The following is an 18,551-nucleotide window of genomic DNA, read 5'->3' on the forward strand; positions in this document are numbered from 1 at the left end:
CGTCGGCGCCGCCGTCGTGGCCGTGCGGGTTCGCCCCGCCGTCGGCCGGACCCTCGCCGCCGGCCGCGCCGGTGGTGGTGATGTCGTCGTCATTGATGCTCATACGGACCTCCCGAGGTATGGATGCGGCGCAACTGCGTCGTGGCCCACCATACGAGCGCATCGACGGCACCGGCCAGACCTTGACATCGCATCGCGACACCCGCGCGGCCGCCGCCGGCGGCGGCCCGACCTGCAGCGTCTAGAGTGCCCCTGTGAGCGATGAGCAGGCGCCGCCGTCCGAACGCGGCGAGAACGCCCGCACCCGGCGGTGGGAGCGGATGACCTACTGGCCGCTCACCGTCGCGGCCCTGGTCTTCCTCATCGTCTACACCGTGCACGTCATCGGCGACGTGCACGGGCTTGCGGCGGTCGTGACCCGCACGGTCATCACGATCATCTGGGTGATGTTCATCGTCGACTACCTGGTGCGGCTGCTGCTGGCCTCGCCCCCGCGCCGTCGGTGGGCGCTCCATCACCTGTTCGACCTCGCCGTCGTGCTCGTCCCCGCGCTGCGCCCGGTTCGGCTGCTCGGGGTGCTCACGCACGTCCGCGCGTTCACCCGGACCGCCGCGAGCTCGCTGCGCACCCGCCTGCTGATCTACGGCATCGGGGCGGCGATGCTGCTGATCTGGGACATCTCGCTGAGCGTGCTGCAGGCAGAGCGTCACGCCCCGGGCGCCTCGATCACCTCGTTCGGGGACGCCGTGTGGTGGGCGTTCTGCACCGTCACCACGGTCGGCTACGGGGATTACGTGCCGGTCACGGCGCAGGGCCGGGTCCTCGCGGTGCTCCTCATGGTCGGCGGCGTCGTGCTCGTCGGGATGATCGTCGCGACGTTCTCCTCCTGGGTCCTCGAGCGCGCGACGCGCGGGCACACGGACCAGCTGCCCGCGACCCGCGCGGACGTGGAGCGGCTGCTCCAGATGCTGAACGAGACGCCGCGCCGGAGCGATCCCCCGAGCGAGTGATCCGCGCCGGTCAGGCGGGCGGCAGCCGCAGCACCTCGGCCGCCTCGCCGATCGGGAGGTCGTCCACGACCCGCAGGGTGCGGGCGATCCGCTCCACGGGCTCGAGCACCGTGCCGAACCGCTCCCGATCGCCGCCGACGGCCTGCAGGTTCACGAGGTGGGAGCCGATGTCCCAGGTGTAGGTCGCGAACGGCGGGGTGGCGGGATTCGGCGGCAGGTCGACGACGAGCTTCTCGCCCGCGCCCAGGTGCGGGTTGCGGAACTCCTCGGTGTCGTCGAACCGCATCGGCATCATCGCGCGCGCCGCTCGCAGCTGCGGCGTGGCCTCCTGCAGCTGCGCCATCACGACCACGAGCGTCGGATCCGCCTGCCACATCCAGGCGAGCACCCGGCCGTCCGCTCGGCGCATGAGGAACGGCAGCGCCTGACTGGCCGCCCACGCGGTGAGCCCGCCGCCGCGAGCCTCACCGCCCATGGCGGCGTTCGCGCCGGCCAGCAGCATCCCGATCGCCTTGCGACGGTGCCGGCGTCCGCGCAAGCCCAGCGAGCCGGTGACCGCGATCCACTGGTCGGGGGAGGCGTCGGCCTGCAGTCGCAGCATGCTGCCAGGGTACGGCCGCGGCGCCGTGTGCAGGTTTACCTTGCACCCCGGACGCTCCTCGGGCGCGCCCGCGGCGGATAGCGTCGGGAGGTCGCCCGCGGCCGGAAGTGAAGGTGGAGAGCCCCATGCGCATCGCGAAGATCGCCCCCGAGGAGATGACCCCCCGTCAGAAGGAGGTCGCAGATCGCATCGCCGGCGGCCGTGGACGCCTCGGCGCCCCGTTCCAGGTGTGGCTGCAGAGCCCGGAGCTGTGCGACCGCGTCGAGCAGCTCGGCGCCTACCTGCGCTGGGACTCCAGTCTGCCGCTGCGCCTGCGCGAGCTCTCGCTGCTGATCGCCGCCCGCTACGTCGACGCCCAGTACTCGTGGAACGCGCACGTCGACGTCGCCGTCCGTGAGGGCATCTCGCCGGAGGCCGTCGACCAGCTCGCCCGCCACGAGCGCCCGATCCTCGAGCCCGAGGAGGACCAGGTCTTCTTCGACTTCTGCGACCAGGTTCTCCGCGAGCACTTCGTCTCGCAGGAGCTGTTCGACGCGATGGTGGCGCACTTCGGCGAGGTCGGCGTCGTCGACACGATCGCCTCGCTCGGCAACTTCACGATGCTCGGGATGCTGCTGAACAGCTTCGAGGTCGATCTGCAGGCCGATCGTCGCCCGCCGTACCCGGACATCCGCGGCTATCAGCGCGTCTCGCCCGTCGACGCGTGAGTCGCGGAGGGCTCGCGCGGGGCCTCGGGTAGACTCATGCTGCCGTATCGCGCGACCCTCCCCGCCGCACAGACAGGCTGACACCATCCCGTGACCCCCGACACGACGACCGACGATTCCGCCGAGCGCGCCGTGCCGAAGCGGCCCCTCACCGTCGTCATGGCGTGCGACACCTTCGCCCCGGACGTCAACGGCGCCTCGCGGTTCGCCGAGCGCCTCGCCGCAGGTCTCACCGCCCGCGGCCACGACGTGCACATCGTCACGCCCAGCGTCGGGCACCGCAACGGAGGCACCTTCACCGAGCAGATCGAGGGCGTCCCGCTCACCGTGCACCGCATCCCGGCCGTGCGCTGGAAGCCCCACGACTGGCTGCGCTTCGTCTGGCCGTGGCGGGCGAAGCACTACGCCCGCCAGGTGCTCGACGCGGTGCCCGCCGACGTGGTGCACAGCCAGTCGCACATCGTCCTCGGGCGAGCGCTCACCCGCATCGCACGAGCGCGCGGCATCCCGGTCGTGGCCACCAATCACGTGATGGCCGAGAACATCATCGACTTCACCACCCTGCCGCCGCTGCTGGACAAGATCTTCGTCAAGCTGGCGTGGGACGACGCGCGCCGCACGTTCCGCCTGTCGCGGGCGGTGACCACGCCCACCCGCAAGGCGGCGGAGTTCCTCGAGGCCACGATCGACATCCACGGGGTCATCGCGGTCAGCTGCGGCATCGACGCCGGCAACTACCGTCCCGACCTCACCCCGCGCGAGCAGAAGCGGGTGCTGTTCGTCGGGCGCCTCACGACCGAGAAGCACGTGAACGTGGTGCTGCAGGCCGTCGCGAAGCTCGCCCCCGAGCACGATCTCACCTTCGACGTGGTCGGCGGCGGCGACCAGCTCCACAACCTGCAGCAGCTGGCCGCCGAGCTCGGCATCGACGACCGCGTCACCTTCCACGGCCGCACGTCCGAGGAGGATCTGCGCGAGTTCCTCTCGCGCGCGAGCGTGTTCGCGATCGCCTCGATCGCCGAGCTGCAGTCGATCGCGACGATGGAGGCCATGGCGTCCGGCCTGCCGGTCGTGGCGGCGGACGCCGTCGCGCTGCCGCACCTCGTGCGCGACGGCGAGAACGGCTACCTGTTCGAGCCCGGCAACGCCGACGACCTCGCCGACAAGCTGGAGCTCGTGCTCACGGCGTCCCCCGAGGAGTACCGGCGGATGCAGCAGGCCTCGCTCGACGGCGTGAAGATCCACGACATCGAGCGCACCCTGGACACCTTCGAGAAGCTGTACCGCGGAGAGCCGCTCGAGGACTGACGATGCGGCTGTTCTTCGACGCACGCTACATCCGCACCGACTTCCACGACGGGATCAGCCGTTACTCGCAGGAGCTCGCCCACGCGGTCGCGGCTGCGGCCGCCGCGGACGTCGAGCTGACCTTCCTCATCCACGACCCGGCGCAGGCCCCCCTGCTGCCCGAGGGCGCTCGCACCCTGCTGCTGCACGCGCCGACCTCGGTGAGGGAGCCGTTCACCGCCCGCATCCTGAACCGCCATCGCCCCGACGTCGTCTACACGCCGATGCAGACGATGGGCTCGGCCGGACGCCGCTTCCGCCTGATCCTGACGCTGCACGACACGATCTACTACCGGCATCGCACCCCGCCGCGGAGCCTCTCCTGGCCGGTGCGGCTGGGTTGGCGGCTGTTCCACCTGTCGTACCTGCCGCAGCGGCTGACGCTGAACGCGGCCGATCTGGTCGTCACCGTCAGCGAGACCAGCAGACGGCAGTTCGCGGCCGCGCGGCTCACCGAGCGCCCGGTCGTGGTGGTGCCCAACGCCCCGCAACGGCTCGCCGATCTGCTGCCGGCGGGTGCGGTGACCGGCGGCGCGCCGCGGCACGTCGTCTACATGGGCTCGTTCATGGCGTACAAGAACGTCGAGACGATCGTGCGCGCCATGGCGGAGCTGCCCGGCCGCACGCTCCACCTGCTCAGCCGCATCGCGCCCGGCCGGCGCGCCGAGCTGCAGGCCCTCGCGCCGGCCGGCGCCGACATCGTGTTCCACGACGGGGTGACGGACGCCGAGTACGCCGCGCTGCTGGCCGACGACGGTGTGCTCGCCACGCTGAGCCTCGACGAGGGCTACGGCCTGCCGATCGCGGAGGCGCTCGCCCTCGGCGTCCCGGCCGTGGTCAGCGACCTGGAGATCTTCCACGAGGTCGCGGGCCTCGGCGCGGAGTACGTGCCGGCGACGGACGCCGCGGCCTTCGCGGCCGCGGTGCGAGCCCTCGACGACGACCGGACGCGCGCAGCCGTCATCGCCGCGGGGCGCGCGCACATCGCCCGGTTCACGTGGGCGCGCTCCGCCGGCATCCTGCTCGACGCCGTCGGGTCGCTCGCCGGGTGACGCCGCCGGCCGCGTGCGGTCAGCAGATCGGATCGGTGCCCAGCGTGCGCCGCGTGCGCCCCTGCTCGGCGTCGGCGTCCTCTCCGGCCGGCCGGGCCGGCTCGACGGAACGGGTCGGGCCGGGGTCGTCGCGCTCGCGGACGCGGCTCCAGTCGGTGGCGACCGAGCCGTAGCCGTCGGTGCGCACCGCGACGACGGTGGCGGCGACGCCGATCAGCGCCAGGACGCCGAGGATGCTGAGGAACACGACCATGGCAGAAAAGCTACGGCTAGGGGAAAAGCGCCACGAGTGGCAGAATGGACATGTATCAACGGATATCTGCCAAGTCCGTCTCGCGGAGGTCTCATGAGAAGCGTCGCCGTCGTCGTCCAGCCGGGCTTCGCGCCGTTCGAGTTCGGGGTCGCGTGCGAGGCGTTCGGCCTCGACCGCTCCGACGACGGCGTGCCCGGCTTCGAGTTCCACGTGTGCGCCGCCCAGCCGGGGGCCGTCGTCTCCAGCCTCGGCTTCTCCATCAACGTCGGCGAGGATCTCGCCGTCGCCGACGAGGCCGATCTCGTGGTGATCACGCCCGTGCCGCGCGAGTCGTGGACGCGGGTCGACACCCGGGTCGCTCGGGTCATCCGTGAGGCCGTGGCGCGCGACGCCTGGGTGCTCACGGTCTGCAGCGGCGCCTTCGTGGTGGCCGCGGCGGGCGTGCTCGACGGTCGGCGAGCCACGACGCACTGGAAGTACACCGACGCGATGGCGCGGATGTACCCCGCGATCGAGGTCGATCCCGATGTGCTCTACGTGCAGGACGGCAAGATCATCACGAGCGCCGGCACGGCCGCCGGCATCGACGCCTGCCTGCACCTGCTGCGGCAGGAGATCGGTGCCGAGCTCACCAACAAGGTCGCGCGCCGGATGGTGGTCCCGCCGCAGCGCGACGGCGGTCAGGCGCAGTTCATCGCCACGCCGATCGCGCAGACGGCATCGCTCTCGCTCGCGCCGGTGACCGACTGGATGGTGCAGAACCTCCGCCGTGAGCTCACGATCGCTCAGCTCGCGGCCAGGGCGCACATGTCGCCGCGCACGTTCGCGCGCCGGTTCAAGGCGGACCTCGGCATGACCCCCGCGGCATGGCTGAACCGCCAGCGCGTGCTCCATGCGCAGCGGATGCTGGAGCTGAGCGATCACGGCCTCGATCGCATCGCGCAGGAGTGCGGGTTCGGGTCGGCGGGCGTGCTGCGCCAGAGCTTCGTGCGCGTGCTCGGAACGACCCCCACCGCCTACCGCGCGCGCTTCGGCTGCGTCGCGGGCGACGGGGTCGACGCGTCCGCATCCGTCCCCGCCGCCTGAACGCCGGGCGCGTCCGGCCGCGCGCCTGGTCGCAGAATCACGCGAATGTCGCAGAGATCCGCCGGAATCCTGCGACCGTGGCGTGATCCTGCGACGTTCGTGCGCGCGTAGCAGTGCGCCCGACCGTGCCACGCGGCTCTTGCCCACGGCGCGAAGGCTTGCTAAACTTGAGCCTATAAGACTCAAGTTTGAGTCACCGAGATTTCAGGAGAACCATGAACGCCACGCAGCAGCCCGGGCAGGAGGAAGCGCAGAGCGCCCTCGAACAGTTCGGCATCAACCTCACCGAGCGTGCCCGAGCGGGCAAGCTCGACCCCGTCATCGGGCGCGACAACGAGATCCGGCGGGTCAGCCAGGTCCTGACCCGCCGCACCAAGAACAACCCCGTCCTGATCGGCGAGCCCGGCGTGGGCAAGACCGCCGTCGTCGAGGGCCTGGCGCAGCGCATCGTCGCCGGCGACGTCGCCGAGTCGCTCAAGAACAAGGAGCTCGTCTCGCTCGACATCTCCGCCCTGGTCGCCGGTGCCATGTACCGCGGCCAGTTCGAGGAGCGCCTCAAGAGCGTGCTCAAGGAGATCACCGAGTCCGAGGGCCGCATCATCACCTTCATCGACGAGCTGCACGTGCTCATGGGCGCGGGCGGCGGCGAGGGGTCGGTCGCGGCGTCCAACATGCTCAAGCCCATGCTCGCCCGCGGCGAGCTGCGCCTGATCGGCGCCACCACGCTCGACGAGTACCGCGAGTTCATCGAGAAGGACGCCGCGCTGGAGCGCCGCTTCCAGCAGGTCTACGTCGGCGAGCCGAGCGTCGAGGACACCATCGCGATCCTCCGCGGCCTCAAGGGCCGCTACGAGGCGCACCACGGCGTCACGATCAGCGACGGCGCGCTGGTGGCCGCGGCGGCCCTCTCGAACCGCTACATCCCGAGCCGCCAGCTGCCGGACAAGGCCATCGACCTGATCGACGAGGCCATGAGCCGCCTCAAGATGGAGATCGACTCCAGCCCGGTCGAGATCGACCAGCTCCGGCGCCAGGTGGACCGGATGCGCCTCGAGGACCTCGCCCTCAAGAAGGAGAAGGACGACGCGTCCCGGGAGCGTCGCGCCAAGCTGCGCGAGCAGATGGATGCCGCGGAGGCCGAGCTGAAGGGCCTCGAGGCCCGGTGGGAGCGGGAGCGGGCGGGCCTGAACCGCGTCGGCGAGCTGAAGAAGCAGTACGACGAGGCGGTCACCGAGCGCGACCGTGCCCTGCGCGAGGCCGACTACGCGCGCGCGTCCCGGCTCGAGTACGAGACCATCAAGCGCCTCCAGCGCGAGATCGACGAGGCCGAGCGGGCGGAGGCGAACCCTGCGGGCGAGCGCATGGTCAACGAGCAGGTCACCGACGAGGACATCGCGGCCGTCATCGCGGCGTGGACCGGCATCCCCGTCGGACGTCTGCTGCAGGGCGAGACCGAGAAGCTCGTGCACCTCGAGTCCGAGCTGGGCAAGCGCCTGATCGGGCAGAAGGATGCCGTCCGTGCCGTCGCCGACGCCGTGCGCCGCTCGCGTGCGGGCATCAGCGACCCGAACCGGCCGACCGGCTCGTTCCTGTTCCTCGGCCCCACCGGTGTCGGCAAGACCGAGCTGGCGAAGGCCCTCGCGGAGTTCCTGTTCGACGACGAGCGCGCCATGGTGCGCATCGACATGAGCGAGTACGGCGAGAAGCACTCCGTCGCGCGCCTGGTCGGCGCCCCTCCGGGCTACATCGGCTACGAGCAGGGCGGACAGCTGACCGAGGCCGTGCGCCGTCGCCCGTACTCGGTGGTGCTGCTCGACGAGGTCGAGAAGGCCCACCCCGAGGTGTTCGACATCCTGTTGCAGGTGCTCGACGACGGCCGGCTGACCGACGGTCAGGGCCGCACGGTGGACTTCACGAACACGATCCTGATCCTCACGAGCAACATCGGCTCGCCGATCCTCATCGACCCGACGCTGTCCCCCGACCAGAAGCGGGAGCAGGTGCAGGCGCTGCTGCGGCAGGTGTTCCGGCCCGAGTTCCTCAACCGGCTCGACGACATCGTCATGTTCCAGGCGCTGAGCGAGGACGACCTCGCCCAGATCGTGGAGCTGTCGGTCGACGCGCTGCAGCGCCGGCTCAAGGACCGTCGGCTCACGCTCGCGGTCACCCCGGACGCCCGGGCCTGGCTCGCCGAGCGCGGCTACGACCCGGTGTTCGGCGCGCGGCCGCTGCGCCGGCTCATCCAGAGCGAGATCCAGGACCGCCTCGCGATGGCGATCCTCTCCGGCGGCGTGCACGACGGCGACGTCGTGCGGGTCGACGTGGATGCCGCGGGGTCGCAGCTCGTGCTCACCAGCCAGGGACCCGTCTCGGAGCCCGGGTCCGGCTCCGATGAGGACGACGTCATCGAGGCGGAGCTGCTGGACGACTAGCGTCGGAGGGTGCCCACCGCTCTCCGCGTCGTCCGGGGCCTGTGGGCGTCCGCGCACCCGGGCCCGACGGCGGTGGTGACGGTCCTCGCCGTCGCCCTCGGGCTCGCCGCGGGGCTGCCGCCCTGGCAGCTGGCGCTGCTGGCGACCGCGGTCTTCACCGGGCAGCTGTCGGTCGGCATCTCGAACGACGCGATCGACGTCGTCCGCGACCGTGCCGTCGGCCGAGTCGACAAGCCGCTGGCTCGCGGCGAGGTGGCCGTGCGCACGGCCTGGGCGGCGGCGCTCGCGGCGCTCGTCGTCGCGCTCGCGGTCAGCGCCGTGCTCGGGCTCGGGATGCTGGTCGCTCACGCGATCGCCCTGGCCTCGGCGTGGGCCTACAACGGCGGCGTGAAGGCGACGCCGTTCTCGGTCGTGCCGTTCGTGGTGAGCTTCGGGCTGTTCCCGTCGCTCGCGACGCTCTCGGCATCCGACCCCGGCGTCGCGCCGTGGTGGGCGTGCCTCGCCGGAGCCGCGCTCGGCGCGGCGGTGCACCTCACGAACGTGCTCCCCGACCTCGACGACGACCGGCGCACCGGGATCCGCGGTCTGCCGCACCGCCTCGGTGCACGGCCGAGCGCCGTCGTCGCGGCGGCCGCGGTCGAAGCCGGCGCGGTCGCGGTGCTGCTCGGCGCGACCGGCGGCATCGGCGTCCTGTCGCTGGTCTTCTTCGTCGCGGTGACGGCGGTGGCGCTCGTCGCGGCCGTGCTCGTGGTGCGGGGCACGTCGGGGCGGATCGTGTTCCGGCTCGTCATGCTGGCGGCGCTGCTGCTGGCGGCGCAGCTCGTGGCGACGGGCGCCGCCCTCACCGCCTGACGCCGGGGGTTCCGAACTCCCGCCCTCACCGCGCGCGGCCGCGGGTTCAGAACTCAGGACGACAGGCCCGATCACTGCGACCGAGAGGCCGGGATGCGGCGTGTCGCCGAGGGCGTCCTGAGTTCTGCGCCCGCGAGGCGGTGTGCGTCATGTGGCGGTCCGCCGCCCGCAGATCAGGCGTCGCGGTCGAATCCCATCGCGTAGGCGTGCGCGAGCAGGCGCGCTGCGAGGGGCGTGAGCGCCGCGCGCAGCGCGTGTCGGCGCATCGCGTCCGCCGGCGTCGGCAGGGGACGGCCGATCGCCGTGTTCGCCGCAGCGATGACGGCAGCGATCCGGGCCGAGGCGACCCGGCGCCGTTCCCAGCGGCGCAGCTCGACCTCGCGCGGCTCGCCGCCGCGGACCCAGGCCGCCACGATCGGCGCGAGCGTGACGGCGTCGAGCAGCCCGAGGTTCATCCCCTGTCCGCCGATGGGGCTGATCTCGTGGGCCGCGTCGCCGACCACGATCAGGCGATCGCGGCGCAGCCGCGGCGCGACGGCGCGGCGCACCGCGAAGCCGGTCGCGGCGGTGATGCGCTCCGCTGCCTCCGCGAGACCGTGCGCCGCCACGGTCTCGCGCAATCGCTCCCGCCGAGAGGCCGGATCGTCCTCGTGCGGCCGGTGGTCCCAGGCGACGAACCGGCGCCGGCCGTGGGGAAGCGGGAAGGACTCCAGCACGCCCCCGTGCGCCAGGCGCACGGCCGCCACCGGGGAGTCGTCGCCGACGTCGGCATCGGTCATCAGATACCGGTCGCGGTAGCGCCGTGCTCTCACGGCGTCCTGCCGGTAGGCGAGGGCGCGTCCCGCCGCGCCGCCGGCGACCACGACGATCCGTGAGGCGACGTCGCCGTGTGCGGTGCGCACCAGCATCCCCTCGCCCCGTCGCCGCACTGCGGCGACCTCGACGCCGCGCCGCGCCGGCGGCGCCTCCAGGGCCAGCGCCGCCTCCGTGGCCGCCTGCGGCAGGGTGGCCACGAACGGGAAGCGCACGTCGAGCCGGTCGAAGCGCACGGTCCCGATCAGTCGGCGGCCGGCCCACGCCTCGCCGCGCGGCACCCGCACGGCGTCCGCCAGCAGGCGCTCGGTGAGCCCGGACGCCTCCAGCGCGGCCAGCACGGGGGCGTGGATGCCGATGGCTCGCGTGCCGCCGCCGGCCTGCGCGCGCCGCTCCAGCAGCAGCACGTCGATCCCGCGACGGCCCAGCTCCGCGCCGAGCAGCAGTCCCACCGGGCCCGCCCCGACCACGACGACCTCGGCGCTCGCCGGCAGTGCGGCACCCTCGTGCTCAGCCACGGCCGGCCGCCGCGGCGAGCAGGCGGAACGGGGCCGGCCGCGACACCGTCCAGCGGCCGCTCGGGGCCAGTGCGGCGGCGAGCTCGCCCGCCCGATAGCTGCGGCGGATCGAACGCAGCCCGTCGGTGCGCAGGAACGTGCCCCGGGCGAACGGGGTGATGCCCACCGCGTACAGGCCGTAGGCGAGCGCGCTGCGTTCGATGTCGGCGTGCAGCACGATGCCGGTGGCCAGGTGCAACGAGTCCTGGGCGAACCGGTGCAGCTCCCTGTCGCCGAGATGGTGCAGCACATGGTTGGAGAGCACGACGTCGAAGCGCTCGCCGCGCTCGGTCAGCGCGGTCGAGTCGGTGCAGCGGAACGTCACGTCCGAGCTCGCCCGCCGCTGCGCCACCGCGATGGCCCGGGGGTCCGGGTCGGCGCCCACCCATTCGGCGGGGATGCCGTCGGCGGCCGCGAGCGCGGCGAGCCGGGCGAGGACGTCCCCGCCGCCGCATCCGAGGTCGAGCACGCGCGCCGCGCGCGGCCGATCGCGCAACACGGGGCGCAGGATGCCGCGGTAGACGCGGCCCCAGCCCGAGACGAGCCGGTTGACCTCTCCGAACCTCTCGTAGGTGCTCGCCAGCCGCGCCGGGTCGCAGCCGGGATCGTCCATCAGCTCCCGCAGGACGACGTCCCGCCGGCGCAGGTTCATGCCGCATCCCGGGCCCGGCGGACCAGTCGAGCGGACTCCACCGTGAGACCGGGCCCGAACGCGAGCGCACCCACCGTCGCCCCGTCGGGCAGTCCGTCGTCGGCCAGCAGGTCGCGCAGGATGAACAGGATCGTCGCGCTGGACATGTTGCCGTAGTCGCGCAGCACGCGGCGCGACGGCGTCATGGCCTTCTCGTCGAGGGCCATCGCCTGCGCGACGCGGTCGAGGATGCTCCGTCCGCCGGGGTGCACCGCCCAGGCGTCCGACCCGGCGAGATGCGCCGCCGCCTCGCGCACCTCGCGGCCGACGAGGCGGGGGACCTCCGCCGAGAGCACCATGTCGAATCCGGCGTCGCCCACCGTCCAGGTCATCGCCTGCTCGCCCTCGGGGACCAGCACCGTGCCGAACCCCTGCAGCTCGAGGGCCCGGCGGTGCTCGTGCGTCCCACTCACGACGGCTGCGGCGGCGCCGTCGGCGAAGACGGAGGCCGCGACGATCTGCTGCGGGTCGTCCGAGACGCGGATGTGCAGCGAGCACAGCTCCGCGCACACCACGAGCACGACGGCATCCGGCTGTGCGGCGACGAGGCGAGAGGCGGCGCGCAGCGCAGGCAGCGCGGCCGCGCATCCCACGAACCCGTGGTGGTAGCGCTCGACGCGCGGGTCCAGGCCGAGGTCGCGCACGAGCAGCACGTCGGGGCCGGGCGCGAACACGCCGGTGCACGAGACGGTGATGACGTGCGTGACGGCGGCTGCGGACACGGCGGCTTCGCGCAGAGCCTGTCGTGCCGCATCGGCGAAGAGCCCGGGCGCGAGTCGCCGGTACTCGGCGCTTCGGGCGGCTGTTCCCGGGGAGAGGAGGACGCCGTCGGGCGCGCGGATGACGAGCGCGTCGTCGTCCGCATCGGCGCCGGCGAGTCCCCGCAGCACCGTGTGCCGGTGGTCGATGGCGGCGGCGTCGAACGCGGCATGCACGAGGCGGCGGGTGCGCCGGTCCAGGCCCGGCTGTGCCGCGAAGATGTCGCGGACCTGCTGCTGGTCGAGTCGTGTCGTGGGCACGGCGGTGCCGATCCCCACGATGCGGGGCACGACCGAGCTGGCGGGCATGCTTCACCCTAGGCAGATCGCGCCGTCACGGGGAGCGGCTGGTGATCCGTCCCGGCGCCGCCTAGAGTGCGGTCGTCTCAGTCGGCGGCGATGATCGTCTCGTCGAGGGGACGCCGGGTGCGCGGGGTCAGCTCGCGCTCGCGGATCTTCTCGGGAGCCTGCTCGGGGTCGCCGAGGGCGCCCACCGCCATGACGGCCAGCGGCTGCACGTGCTCGGGAAGGCCGAAGGCCTCGGCCAGCTGCTCGCGCTCGAACCCGCCCATCTGGTGGGTGAACAGGCCGCCGGCGTGCGCCTGCACGGTGAAGAACGCGGCGGCCTGGCCGGTGTCGTAGACCGCCCAGGGCAGCGGCTCGCCGTCCTCGCGTCGGGTGTCGGCGAGGAAGACGACGAGGGCGCCGGCGTCTCCGGCCCATGCCTGGTTGAAACCCATCAGCGCATCGAAGACCTTCTCGTGGGTGGCTGTGCCGCGGCGGCCGACGATGAGCCGCCAGGGCTGCGTGTTGCTGGCCGACGGCGCCCAGCGAGCGGCCTCGAGGGCACTCGCGAACGCCTCCTCGTCCAGCGGTGCGGCGGCATCGAACACGCGGGTGGACCAGCGCTCGGCGAACACGTCGAGCACGGGGACGTCGGTCACGGCATAACGGTCGGCGACGGCGAACATGGGGACTCCTTCAACGGCGGATCACGGCACGGGACGCCATCGGCCCGAGGGCTGCAACGCTACTCGCGCGGGCTGTGTTCCCGCTCTGGGCGCTGCGGTCGTCTCGCGATTCCGAGGAGATCCGGGTTGCTGAGGACATATGCCGCGCCGAGTCGCCTCGGCATCCGGGATCTCCTCGAGATCGAGGACGCCGGACCACCGCGGGCAGGACGATCCGTCGCGGTCAGGGCAGGGCGGGCCAGGATGGCCCCTCGGTGCCGGCCGCGTAGTGGTCCAGCGGAACCTCGCCGCGGTGCCACGCGTCCAGCACCGGCTGCACGATGCGCCAGCACTGCTCCGCGGCGTCGCCGCGCACCGCGAGCGCGGCGTCGCCGTCCAGGATGTTCGCGAGGACGTCCGCGTACGCCCGCAGCGCGCCGGTGCCGAGGTCCGAGGTCATCGTCGAGCGCGTCAGCTCGAGCGGATCCTCGCCGCCGTTGACGTTCAGCTCGAGCGACATCGTGTCGGGGCCGAGCGAGAACCGCAGGACGGAGCCGGGCGCGTCGCCCGTGAACCCGTCGGGCAGGTGCCGCACCGGTCGGAAGCGCAGCACGATCTCGTGCGTCGCCGCGCCGAGCGCCTTCCCGGACCGCAGTGTGAACGGCACGCCCGCCCAGCGCGTGGTCCGCACCTCGAACGCGGCCTGCGCGAGGGTCTCGGTGTGCCGCCGGGGATCCACGCCCGGCTCGTCGGCGTAGGCGGGCAGGTGCTCGCCGCCGGCATCGCCCGCCGTGTACTGCGCCCGCCACGAGAAGTGCACGGGGTTGTCCTCCCACACGTGCGTCGCGCGCAGCGCCGCCGTCGTGGCATCCCGGATGTCGACCTCGTGCAGAGTCGCCGGCTCCTCCATCGCGACGATCGCGAGCACCTGCAGCAGATGGCTCTGGATCATGTCGGCCAGCGCGCCGGCCCTGTCGTAGTAGCCGGCGCGGCCCTCCAGGCCGAGCGACTCGTCGTAGCGGATGAGCACGGACTCGACGTGCTCGGCCTTCCACACCGGTTCGAGCACGCGGTTCGCGAAGCGGACGCCGAGCAGGTTCAGCACCATCGAGCGTCCGAGGAAGTGGTCGACGCGGAAGATCTGGTTCTCCGGCAGCAGCCGCCGCAGCGTCAGGTTCAGCTCGTGGGCGCTGGCCTGGTCCGATCCGAACGGCTTCTCCAGCGCGAGGATCGTGCCCTCCGGCAGGTCGTCCGGCGACAGCGCCTCGCAGGCCGCCTGCGCGATGGCCGGAGGCACCGCGAAGTACAGCACGGGGCGGCCGGTGGCCTCGGCCAGCAGCGCCTTCAGGTCGGCCGGGTGCGTGATGTCCGTGCGTCGGTAGATCGTCGACGTGGCGATCTCGATCGCGCGCGGGCCGGCATCCGACCCGAACGCCTCTCCCACGTGCGAGCGCCACTTCGCGGTCGAGACCTCGTCGACGCCTGCGCCGATCAGCCGCACGGCCCGATCCGGCTCGTCGTCGAGCAGCTGGCCGAGGGCCGGGAGGAGCAGCCGGGAGGTGAGATCCCCCGTCGCTCCGAGGATCACGAGCGTCGCGTCGTCCGTCACGCTCTCACCGTAGCCCGCACCCCGTCCGCCGGCTCTGTTCGGAGATAAACGCCGGGCGAGACCTGTGGCACGGCACAATCGGATGGTGAGCGCCGCCATCGGGGACTATGCCGTCATCAGCGACTGCCGCACGGCCGCGCTCGTCTCCCGCTCCGGCAGCATCGACTGGTTCTGCGCGCCGCGCTACGACTCGGCGTCCCTGTTCGGGGGGCTGCTCGGCACCGACGAGCAGGGATGCTGGCGGCTCGCGCCGAGCGACCCGGATGCCGCGCCCACCCGCCGCTACGACGGCGACACGATGATCCTCGTGACGCGGTGGGAGACCGCATCCGGCATCGCCGAGGTGCACGAGTTCATGCCGACCTCGGGCGGCCGCGTCGACATCGTGCGGCGCATCGTCGGGGTCTCCGGCGAGGTCGAGTTCGCGACCGAGCTGCGGATGCGGTTCGACTACGCCCGCTCGATCCCGTGGGTGCGCCAGATCGGGGACGCCGACGCCCCCGCGCTGCGCGCGACCGCCGGCCCGGACACGCTCATCGTGCGCGGCATCCGTCTGCATCCGGCCGACCACGCCCACCGCGGCACCGTCGCCGTGCATGCCGGCGACGTCGTCGATGTGACCGCGACGTGGTTCCACTCCTACCGTCCAGACCCGGACCCGCTCGATGTCGGCGAGGCGCTGGCCGCCACGCGCGAGTGGTGGACGAGCTGGGTCGCGCAGCTCGACCACAGCGGCCCGCATCACGACGAGGTCGTGCGGTCGCTCCTCGTGCTGCGCGCGCTCACGCACGAGGACACCGGCGGCATCGTCGCGGCCGCGACCACCTCGCTGCCCGAGGAGTTCGGCGGGGAACGCAACTGGGACTATCGCTACGTCTGGCTGCGCGATGCGGCCTTGACCCTGGAGGCCCTGGTCGACCACGGGTTCCTCCGCGTCGCCGAGCATTGGCGCACCTGGCTGCTGCGAGCGATCGCCGGGGATCCCGGGCAGATGCAGATCATGTACGGGCTGGCGGGGGAGCGCGACCTCGCCGAGCGCGAGCTGAAGAGCCTGCCGGGCTATCAGGGCGCCGCGCCGGTGCGCGTGGGCAACGGCGCGGTCGACCAGTACCAGGCCGATGTCATCGGCGAGGTGCTCGTCGCGCTGGAGGCGGCACGACTGGCGGGGCTCGACGAGGACGACTTCTCGTGGGCGCTGCAGCGGGCCCTGCTCGACCGGGTCGAGCGGACCTTCGACCGGCCCGACAACGGCATCTGGGAGGTGCGCGGCCGGCAGCGCATGTTCACGCAGTCCCGCGCCATGATGTGGGCCGCGTTCGACCGCGGCATCCGCGCCGCGGAACGCTGGGGCATGGACGGCCCGGTCGAGCGATGGAAGCAGCTGCGCGCCCGGGTCGCCGCGGAGATCCACGAGCACGGCGTCGACCCCGAGCACGGCTTCTTCACGCAGTACTACGGCTCGCACGAGGTGGACGCCTCGCTCCTGCTGCTGCCGCAGGTGGGCTTCTGCGCGCCCGACGATCCCCGCATGCTCGCGACCGTCGCGGAGATCGAGCGCACGCTCATGCCGCACGGCATCGTGCATCGGTACCGCGTCTCGACCGGCGTCGACGGGGTCTCGGGCGGCGAGAACGCCTTCATCGCCTGCACGTTCTGGCTCGTCGAGCAGTACGCCTGCACAGGCCGCCACGAGGATGCCGCGGCCCTCATGGCCCGCGCGTGCGCGGCCGCGAACGACGTCGGGCTGATCGCCGAGGAGTACGACCCCCAGACCCGGCAGCAGGCGGGAAACATGCCGCAGGCGCTGTCCCACCTCGCGCTCGTGCGCGCGGCGGACGCGCTCGCCGGACACCCGGGACGCGCCGCACACCGCCGGCGCTGAGCCGACCGGTCCCGCCTGCGCGACGGGGCCTCTGGCCGTCCCCGTTCCGGTTCCGGTTCCGGAGGCAATCAGGTGGAAGCCCGCTTTCAACGCGTTCACGATCACCTTCGCGGGCCGGTTCGAGAAGAACCACTCACTGAAACCGTCGGGCGCCACACATTGTTTAACTGACAGACCCTTTCGTGGCCGAACCGGGGCAACTGCACGTCGTATGGTCTTGGTGTAACGTCGCCGCAGCGGTGCGTCGGGGTCGGGGCAGAGCAAATGTCCGCGATCGGCTCCTGATTTCCCGCGGGCGCGTGCAACTCGTCTTAGTGTGGGGGTATGAGCGATAGCACCCTGCTGGACGCGATCGCGATCCTTGCCGACTGGCGGCGGATTCGCGCGTTCTCCTGCATTGCTCTCTTACGGATGGGCGAAGACGCAGCGACGGAGTATGACCTTCACGCCGAGCCGAACCATTCTTCGTATCTGTGTGTTGAGCGGATCACTGGTCGACGTTTCTCCTACGACGACTACGCGCGCACTCGAGAGACAGCCGGGCTCCCGGACGCCGCAGTCCCGTACCAGTTCAATTCGGAGATGTGGGCGGCACGGCTAGCTTTCCCGATGTCACTGAATATATGGGGCCGCCCCGGCGACACCTATCGGATGGTCGAAGCCAGCAGGACGGATGACCTTATCCACGTGCGTCTGGAGGCTCCGTCTCATCCCGGTCTAGAAGGGATCCTGATCGTGGACGAGAAGCACGGTATCGCGCGGGAGTTGGATACTCCGGAACTGTCCTTGCAGTACCGGAATATCCAACAGCCCGTTCCGAATCGGTTCTGGCCCCGCTCCTAAAGCCCTGCTTCCTGGCCGTCCGGGTAATAGCAGCGTTCTTGCTCCGAATCGCATGTGAATCGCGGAGTGGTCATGCCATCGACGTTCACGGTCGCGTCGAAGGAGTAGTCGTAGTCAGTGACTTTCAGATCGGCATAGCGCACCGAATGAGATCCATCCGAACTGACGTTTCCGACGAGCCAATCGGTCTCGGCAAAGCCGGAGCGGAGTTCGACTACTGACGAGCTAATAGCAGACGGAGGGAGAATACCGTTTTGCTTTTGGAGGGTGAGCGTGCCCCACAGGATCACGCCACTCGCGTAAGCTGAAATAGTTCGCAGCCGGTTTTGCACGGACGGGTAACCCGGGTAAGACGTCCACTCGACGCTGAGGCTGCGAGCCCAACTACCGTTGACCGGGTCACCGTTCTGACCGTAGATGATGCAGAAGTCGATGTTCACCTGGAGCTCACTCACAATCGTCCGGGTCGGCTCGCTCTCCAAGTTGCAGGATTCGGCGGCGATGGACATCGTGTCATCGGTTGCGGCGCTGGACACAATACCTGAGTAGGTTTCAGTCGAGCCGTCTGCGTTGTTCACGCTGACGACCACCGAGCCAGCCGAACAAGTGAAGTCGTAGCCTTCATCGGCGGTCACTTGCTCCTGCGACAGCAGCGCACTCGCTGCTGTTGCGCACGTCCCGTCAGATGACTGCACAGTCGGCGATTCGTCCTCATCGGCCGCATGCGCCGCCGGAGAAATCCCTAGGACAAGCACGGCGCTGAGGGCCAGGAACGACAGAAACTTTGGTGTGGATCTCATGCGATATGCCTCTCATAGATTGCCCTCAGCTTTCTCCACCGTCTACGGATTCTTCTAGTGAGATTTCTCTCATCATCGGACCAGAAAGGTGGAGAATCGACGCGTGTCACAATTGGCCTGAAGCCTTACGTGAGGCCGCCGAGGAGTACGACCCCCAGACCCGGCAGCAGGCGGGAAACATGCCGCAGGCGCTGTCCCACCTCGCGCTCGTGCGCGCGGCGGACGCGCTCGCCGGACACCCAGGACGCGCCGCACACCGCCGGCGCTGAGCCGACCGGAGCGCGGCAAGACATTGACACGGTGCCCGA

The 18,551-nt window shown here is 71.5% G+C and carries 17 protein-coding genes; 9 read left to right on the forward strand and 8 right to left on the reverse strand.

Going from position 1 to position 18,551, the window contains the following annotated elements; translation table 11 throughout:
- Nucleotides 1-254: 254 nt before the first annotated feature.
- Nucleotides 255-1,010, forward strand: a complete 756-nt coding sequence (locus QM626_RS01890) for a potassium channel family protein (RefSeq protein ID WP_415073375.1) — start codon at nt 255-257, stop codon at nt 1,008-1,010.
- Between the two features lie 10 nt (nt 1,011-1,020).
- Here QM626_RS01890 and QM626_RS01895 read toward each other — a convergent pair whose 3' ends face one another.
- Nucleotides 1,021-1,611, reverse strand: coding sequence for a hypothetical protein (locus tag QM626_RS01895; RefSeq protein ID WP_415073377.1), 591 nt, complete (start codon nt 1,609-1,611; stop codon nt 1,021-1,023).
- Nucleotides 1,612-1,736: 125 nt separating this feature from the next.
- Between QM626_RS01895 and QM626_RS01900 the strand changes: the two genes are divergently transcribed.
- The 3 genes from QM626_RS01900 to QM626_RS01910 all read left to right on the forward strand — a co-directional run bounded on the left by QM626_RS01900 (nt 1,737) and on the right by QM626_RS01910 (nt 4,717).
- On the forward strand, nt 1,737-2,318 hold the full coding sequence (locus QM626_RS01900; RefSeq protein WP_415073379.1) for a carboxymuconolactone decarboxylase family protein: 582 nt from the start codon (nt 1,737-1,739) through the stop codon (nt 2,316-2,318).
- 159 nt (nt 2,319-2,477) lie between these two features.
- Nucleotides 2,478-3,626: a glycosyltransferase gene (locus QM626_RS01905; protein ID WP_415073506.1), complete on the forward strand. Its 1,149-nt coding sequence runs from the start codon at nt 2,478-2,480 to the stop codon at nt 3,624-3,626.
- A gap of 2 nt (nt 3,627-3,628) precedes the next feature.
- Nucleotides 3,629-4,717: a glycosyltransferase gene (locus QM626_RS01910; protein ID WP_415073381.1), complete on the forward strand. Its 1,089-nt coding sequence runs from the start codon at nt 3,629-3,631 to the stop codon at nt 4,715-4,717.
- Between the two features lie 19 nt (nt 4,718-4,736).
- Here the strand turns inward: QM626_RS01910 and QM626_RS01915 are convergent, their stop codons facing one another.
- Entirely contained in the window at nt 4,737-4,970 is a 234-nt protein-coding gene (locus QM626_RS01915) for a hypothetical protein (RefSeq protein ID WP_415073383.1), read from the reverse strand.
- A 93-nt stretch (nt 4,971-5,063) separates the two neighbouring features.
- On the opposite strand from QM626_RS01915, the gene QM626_RS01920 reads away from it, so the two are divergent.
- From QM626_RS01920 to QM626_RS01930, 3 genes are all read left to right on the forward strand, one after another.
- The gene (locus tag QM626_RS01920) at nt 5,064-6,056 is read left to right on the forward strand and encodes a helix-turn-helix domain-containing protein (RefSeq protein WP_415073385.1); all 993 of its coding nucleotides are present in this window, start codon (nt 5,064-5,066) and stop codon (nt 6,054-6,056) included.
- 215 nt (nt 6,057-6,271) lie between these two features.
- Complete coding sequence (locus QM626_RS01925; protein ID WP_415073387.1) at nt 6,272-8,488, forward strand: ATP-dependent Clp protease ATP-binding subunit; 2,217 nt, start codon at nt 6,272-6,274, stop codon at nt 8,486-8,488.
- A 9-nt stretch (nt 8,489-8,497) separates the two neighbouring features.
- Nucleotides 8,498-9,340 carry a UbiA family prenyltransferase gene (locus QM626_RS01930; protein WP_415073389.1) on the forward strand — a complete coding sequence of 281 codons (843 nt, stop codon included), beginning with the start codon at nt 8,498-8,500 and terminating at the stop codon, nt 9,338-9,340.
- A gap of 173 nt (nt 9,341-9,513) precedes the next feature.
- Here QM626_RS01930 and QM626_RS01935 read toward each other — a convergent pair whose 3' ends face one another.
- The 5 genes from QM626_RS01935 to QM626_RS01955 form a co-directional block, all read right to left on the reverse strand.
- Complete coding sequence (locus tag QM626_RS01935; RefSeq protein WP_415073391.1) at nt 9,514-10,671, reverse strand: FAD-dependent oxidoreductase; 1,158 nt, start codon at nt 10,669-10,671, stop codon at nt 9,514-9,516.
- Complete coding sequence (locus tag QM626_RS01940) at nt 10,664-11,362, reverse strand: methyltransferase domain-containing protein (RefSeq protein ID WP_415073393.1); 699 nt, start codon at nt 11,360-11,362, stop codon at nt 10,664-10,666. Before QM626_RS01940 ends, QM626_RS01935 begins: the two co-directional genes overlap by 8 nt.
- The gene (locus QM626_RS01945) at nt 11,359-12,468 is read right to left on the reverse strand and encodes a type III polyketide synthase (protein ID WP_415073395.1); all 1,110 of its coding nucleotides are present in this window, start codon (nt 12,466-12,468) and stop codon (nt 11,359-11,361) included. Before QM626_RS01945 ends, QM626_RS01940 begins: the two co-directional genes overlap by 4 nt.
- 77 nt (nt 12,469-12,545) lie before the next feature.
- On the reverse strand, nt 12,546-13,130 hold the full coding sequence (locus QM626_RS01950; RefSeq protein ID WP_415073397.1) for a nitroreductase family protein: 585 nt from the start codon (nt 13,128-13,130) through the stop codon (nt 12,546-12,548).
- 223 nt (nt 13,131-13,353) lie between these two features.
- Nucleotides 13,354-14,718, reverse strand: coding sequence for a glucose-6-phosphate dehydrogenase (locus QM626_RS01955; protein WP_415073399.1), 1,365 nt, complete (start codon nt 14,716-14,718; stop codon nt 13,354-13,356).
- A gap of 82 nt (nt 14,719-14,800) precedes the next feature.
- Between QM626_RS01955 and QM626_RS01960 the strand changes: the two genes are divergently transcribed.
- The gene (locus QM626_RS01960; RefSeq protein ID WP_415073401.1) at nt 14,801-16,600 is read left to right on the forward strand and encodes a glycoside hydrolase family 15 protein; all 1,800 of its coding nucleotides are present in this window, start codon (nt 14,801-14,803) and stop codon (nt 16,598-16,600) included.
- 324 nt (nt 16,601-16,924) lie between these two features.
- Complete coding sequence (locus QM626_RS01965; protein ID WP_415073403.1) at nt 16,925-17,443, forward strand: hypothetical protein; 519 nt, start codon at nt 16,925-16,927, stop codon at nt 17,441-17,443.
- Here QM626_RS01965 and QM626_RS01970 read toward each other — a convergent pair.
- A complete protein-coding gene (locus tag QM626_RS01970; protein ID WP_415073405.1) occupies nt 17,440-18,243 on the reverse strand; it encodes a hypothetical protein in 804 nt (267 codons plus the stop codon). The genes QM626_RS01965 and QM626_RS01970 overlap by 4 nt on opposite strands.
- Between the last annotated feature and the right edge of the window lie 308 nt (nt 18,244-18,551).

The sequence above is a fragment of the Microbacterium sp. genome, assembly GCF_047606385.1.
GTDB lineage: Bacteria > Actinomycetota > Actinomycetes > Actinomycetales > Microbacteriaceae > Microbacterium.

Coding starts and splice junctions, on each gene's coding strand:
- QM626_RS01895 (WP_415073377.1), bottom strand. CDS start 1,611: ATGCTGCGACTGCAGGCCGACGCCTCCCCCGACCAGTGGATCGCGGTC.
- QM626_RS01900 (WP_415073379.1), top strand. CDS start 1,737: ATGCGCATCGCGAAGATCGCCCCCGAGGAGATGACCCCCCGTCAGAAG.
- QM626_RS01905 (WP_415073506.1), top strand. CDS start 2,478: ATGGCGTGCGACACCTTCGCCCCGGACGTCAACGGCGCCTCGCGGTTC.
- QM626_RS01910 (WP_415073381.1), top strand. CDS start 3,629: ATGCGGCTGTTCTTCGACGCACGCTACATCCGCACCGACTTCCACGAC.
- QM626_RS01915 (WP_415073383.1), bottom strand. CDS start 4,970: ATGGTCGTGTTCCTCAGCATCCTCGGCGTCCTGGCGCTGATCGGCGTC.
- QM626_RS01920 (WP_415073385.1), top strand. CDS start 5,064: ATGAGAAGCGTCGCCGTCGTCGTCCAGCCGGGCTTCGCGCCGTTCGAG.
- QM626_RS01925 (WP_415073387.1), top strand. CDS start 6,272: ATGAACGCCACGCAGCAGCCCGGGCAGGAGGAAGCGCAGAGCGCCCTC.
- QM626_RS01940 (WP_415073393.1), bottom strand. CDS start 11,362: ATGAACCTGCGCCGGCGGGACGTCGTCCTGCGGGAGCTGATGGACGAT.
- QM626_RS01945 (WP_415073395.1), bottom strand. CDS start 12,468: ATGCCCGCCAGCTCGGTCGTGCCCCGCATCGTGGGGATCGGCACCGCC.
- QM626_RS01950 (WP_415073397.1), bottom strand. CDS start 13,130: ATGTTCGCCGTCGCCGACCGTTATGCCGTGACCGACGTCCCCGTGCTC.
- QM626_RS01960 (WP_415073401.1), top strand. CDS start 14,801: ATGGTGAGCGCCGCCATCGGGGACTATGCCGTCATCAGCGACTGCCGC.
- QM626_RS01965 (WP_415073403.1), top strand. CDS start 16,925: ATGAGCGATAGCACCCTGCTGGACGCGATCGCGATCCTTGCCGACTGG.
- QM626_RS01970 (WP_415073405.1), bottom strand. CDS start 18,243: ATGAGATCCACACCAAAGTTTCTGTCGTTCCTGGCCCTCAGCGCCGTG.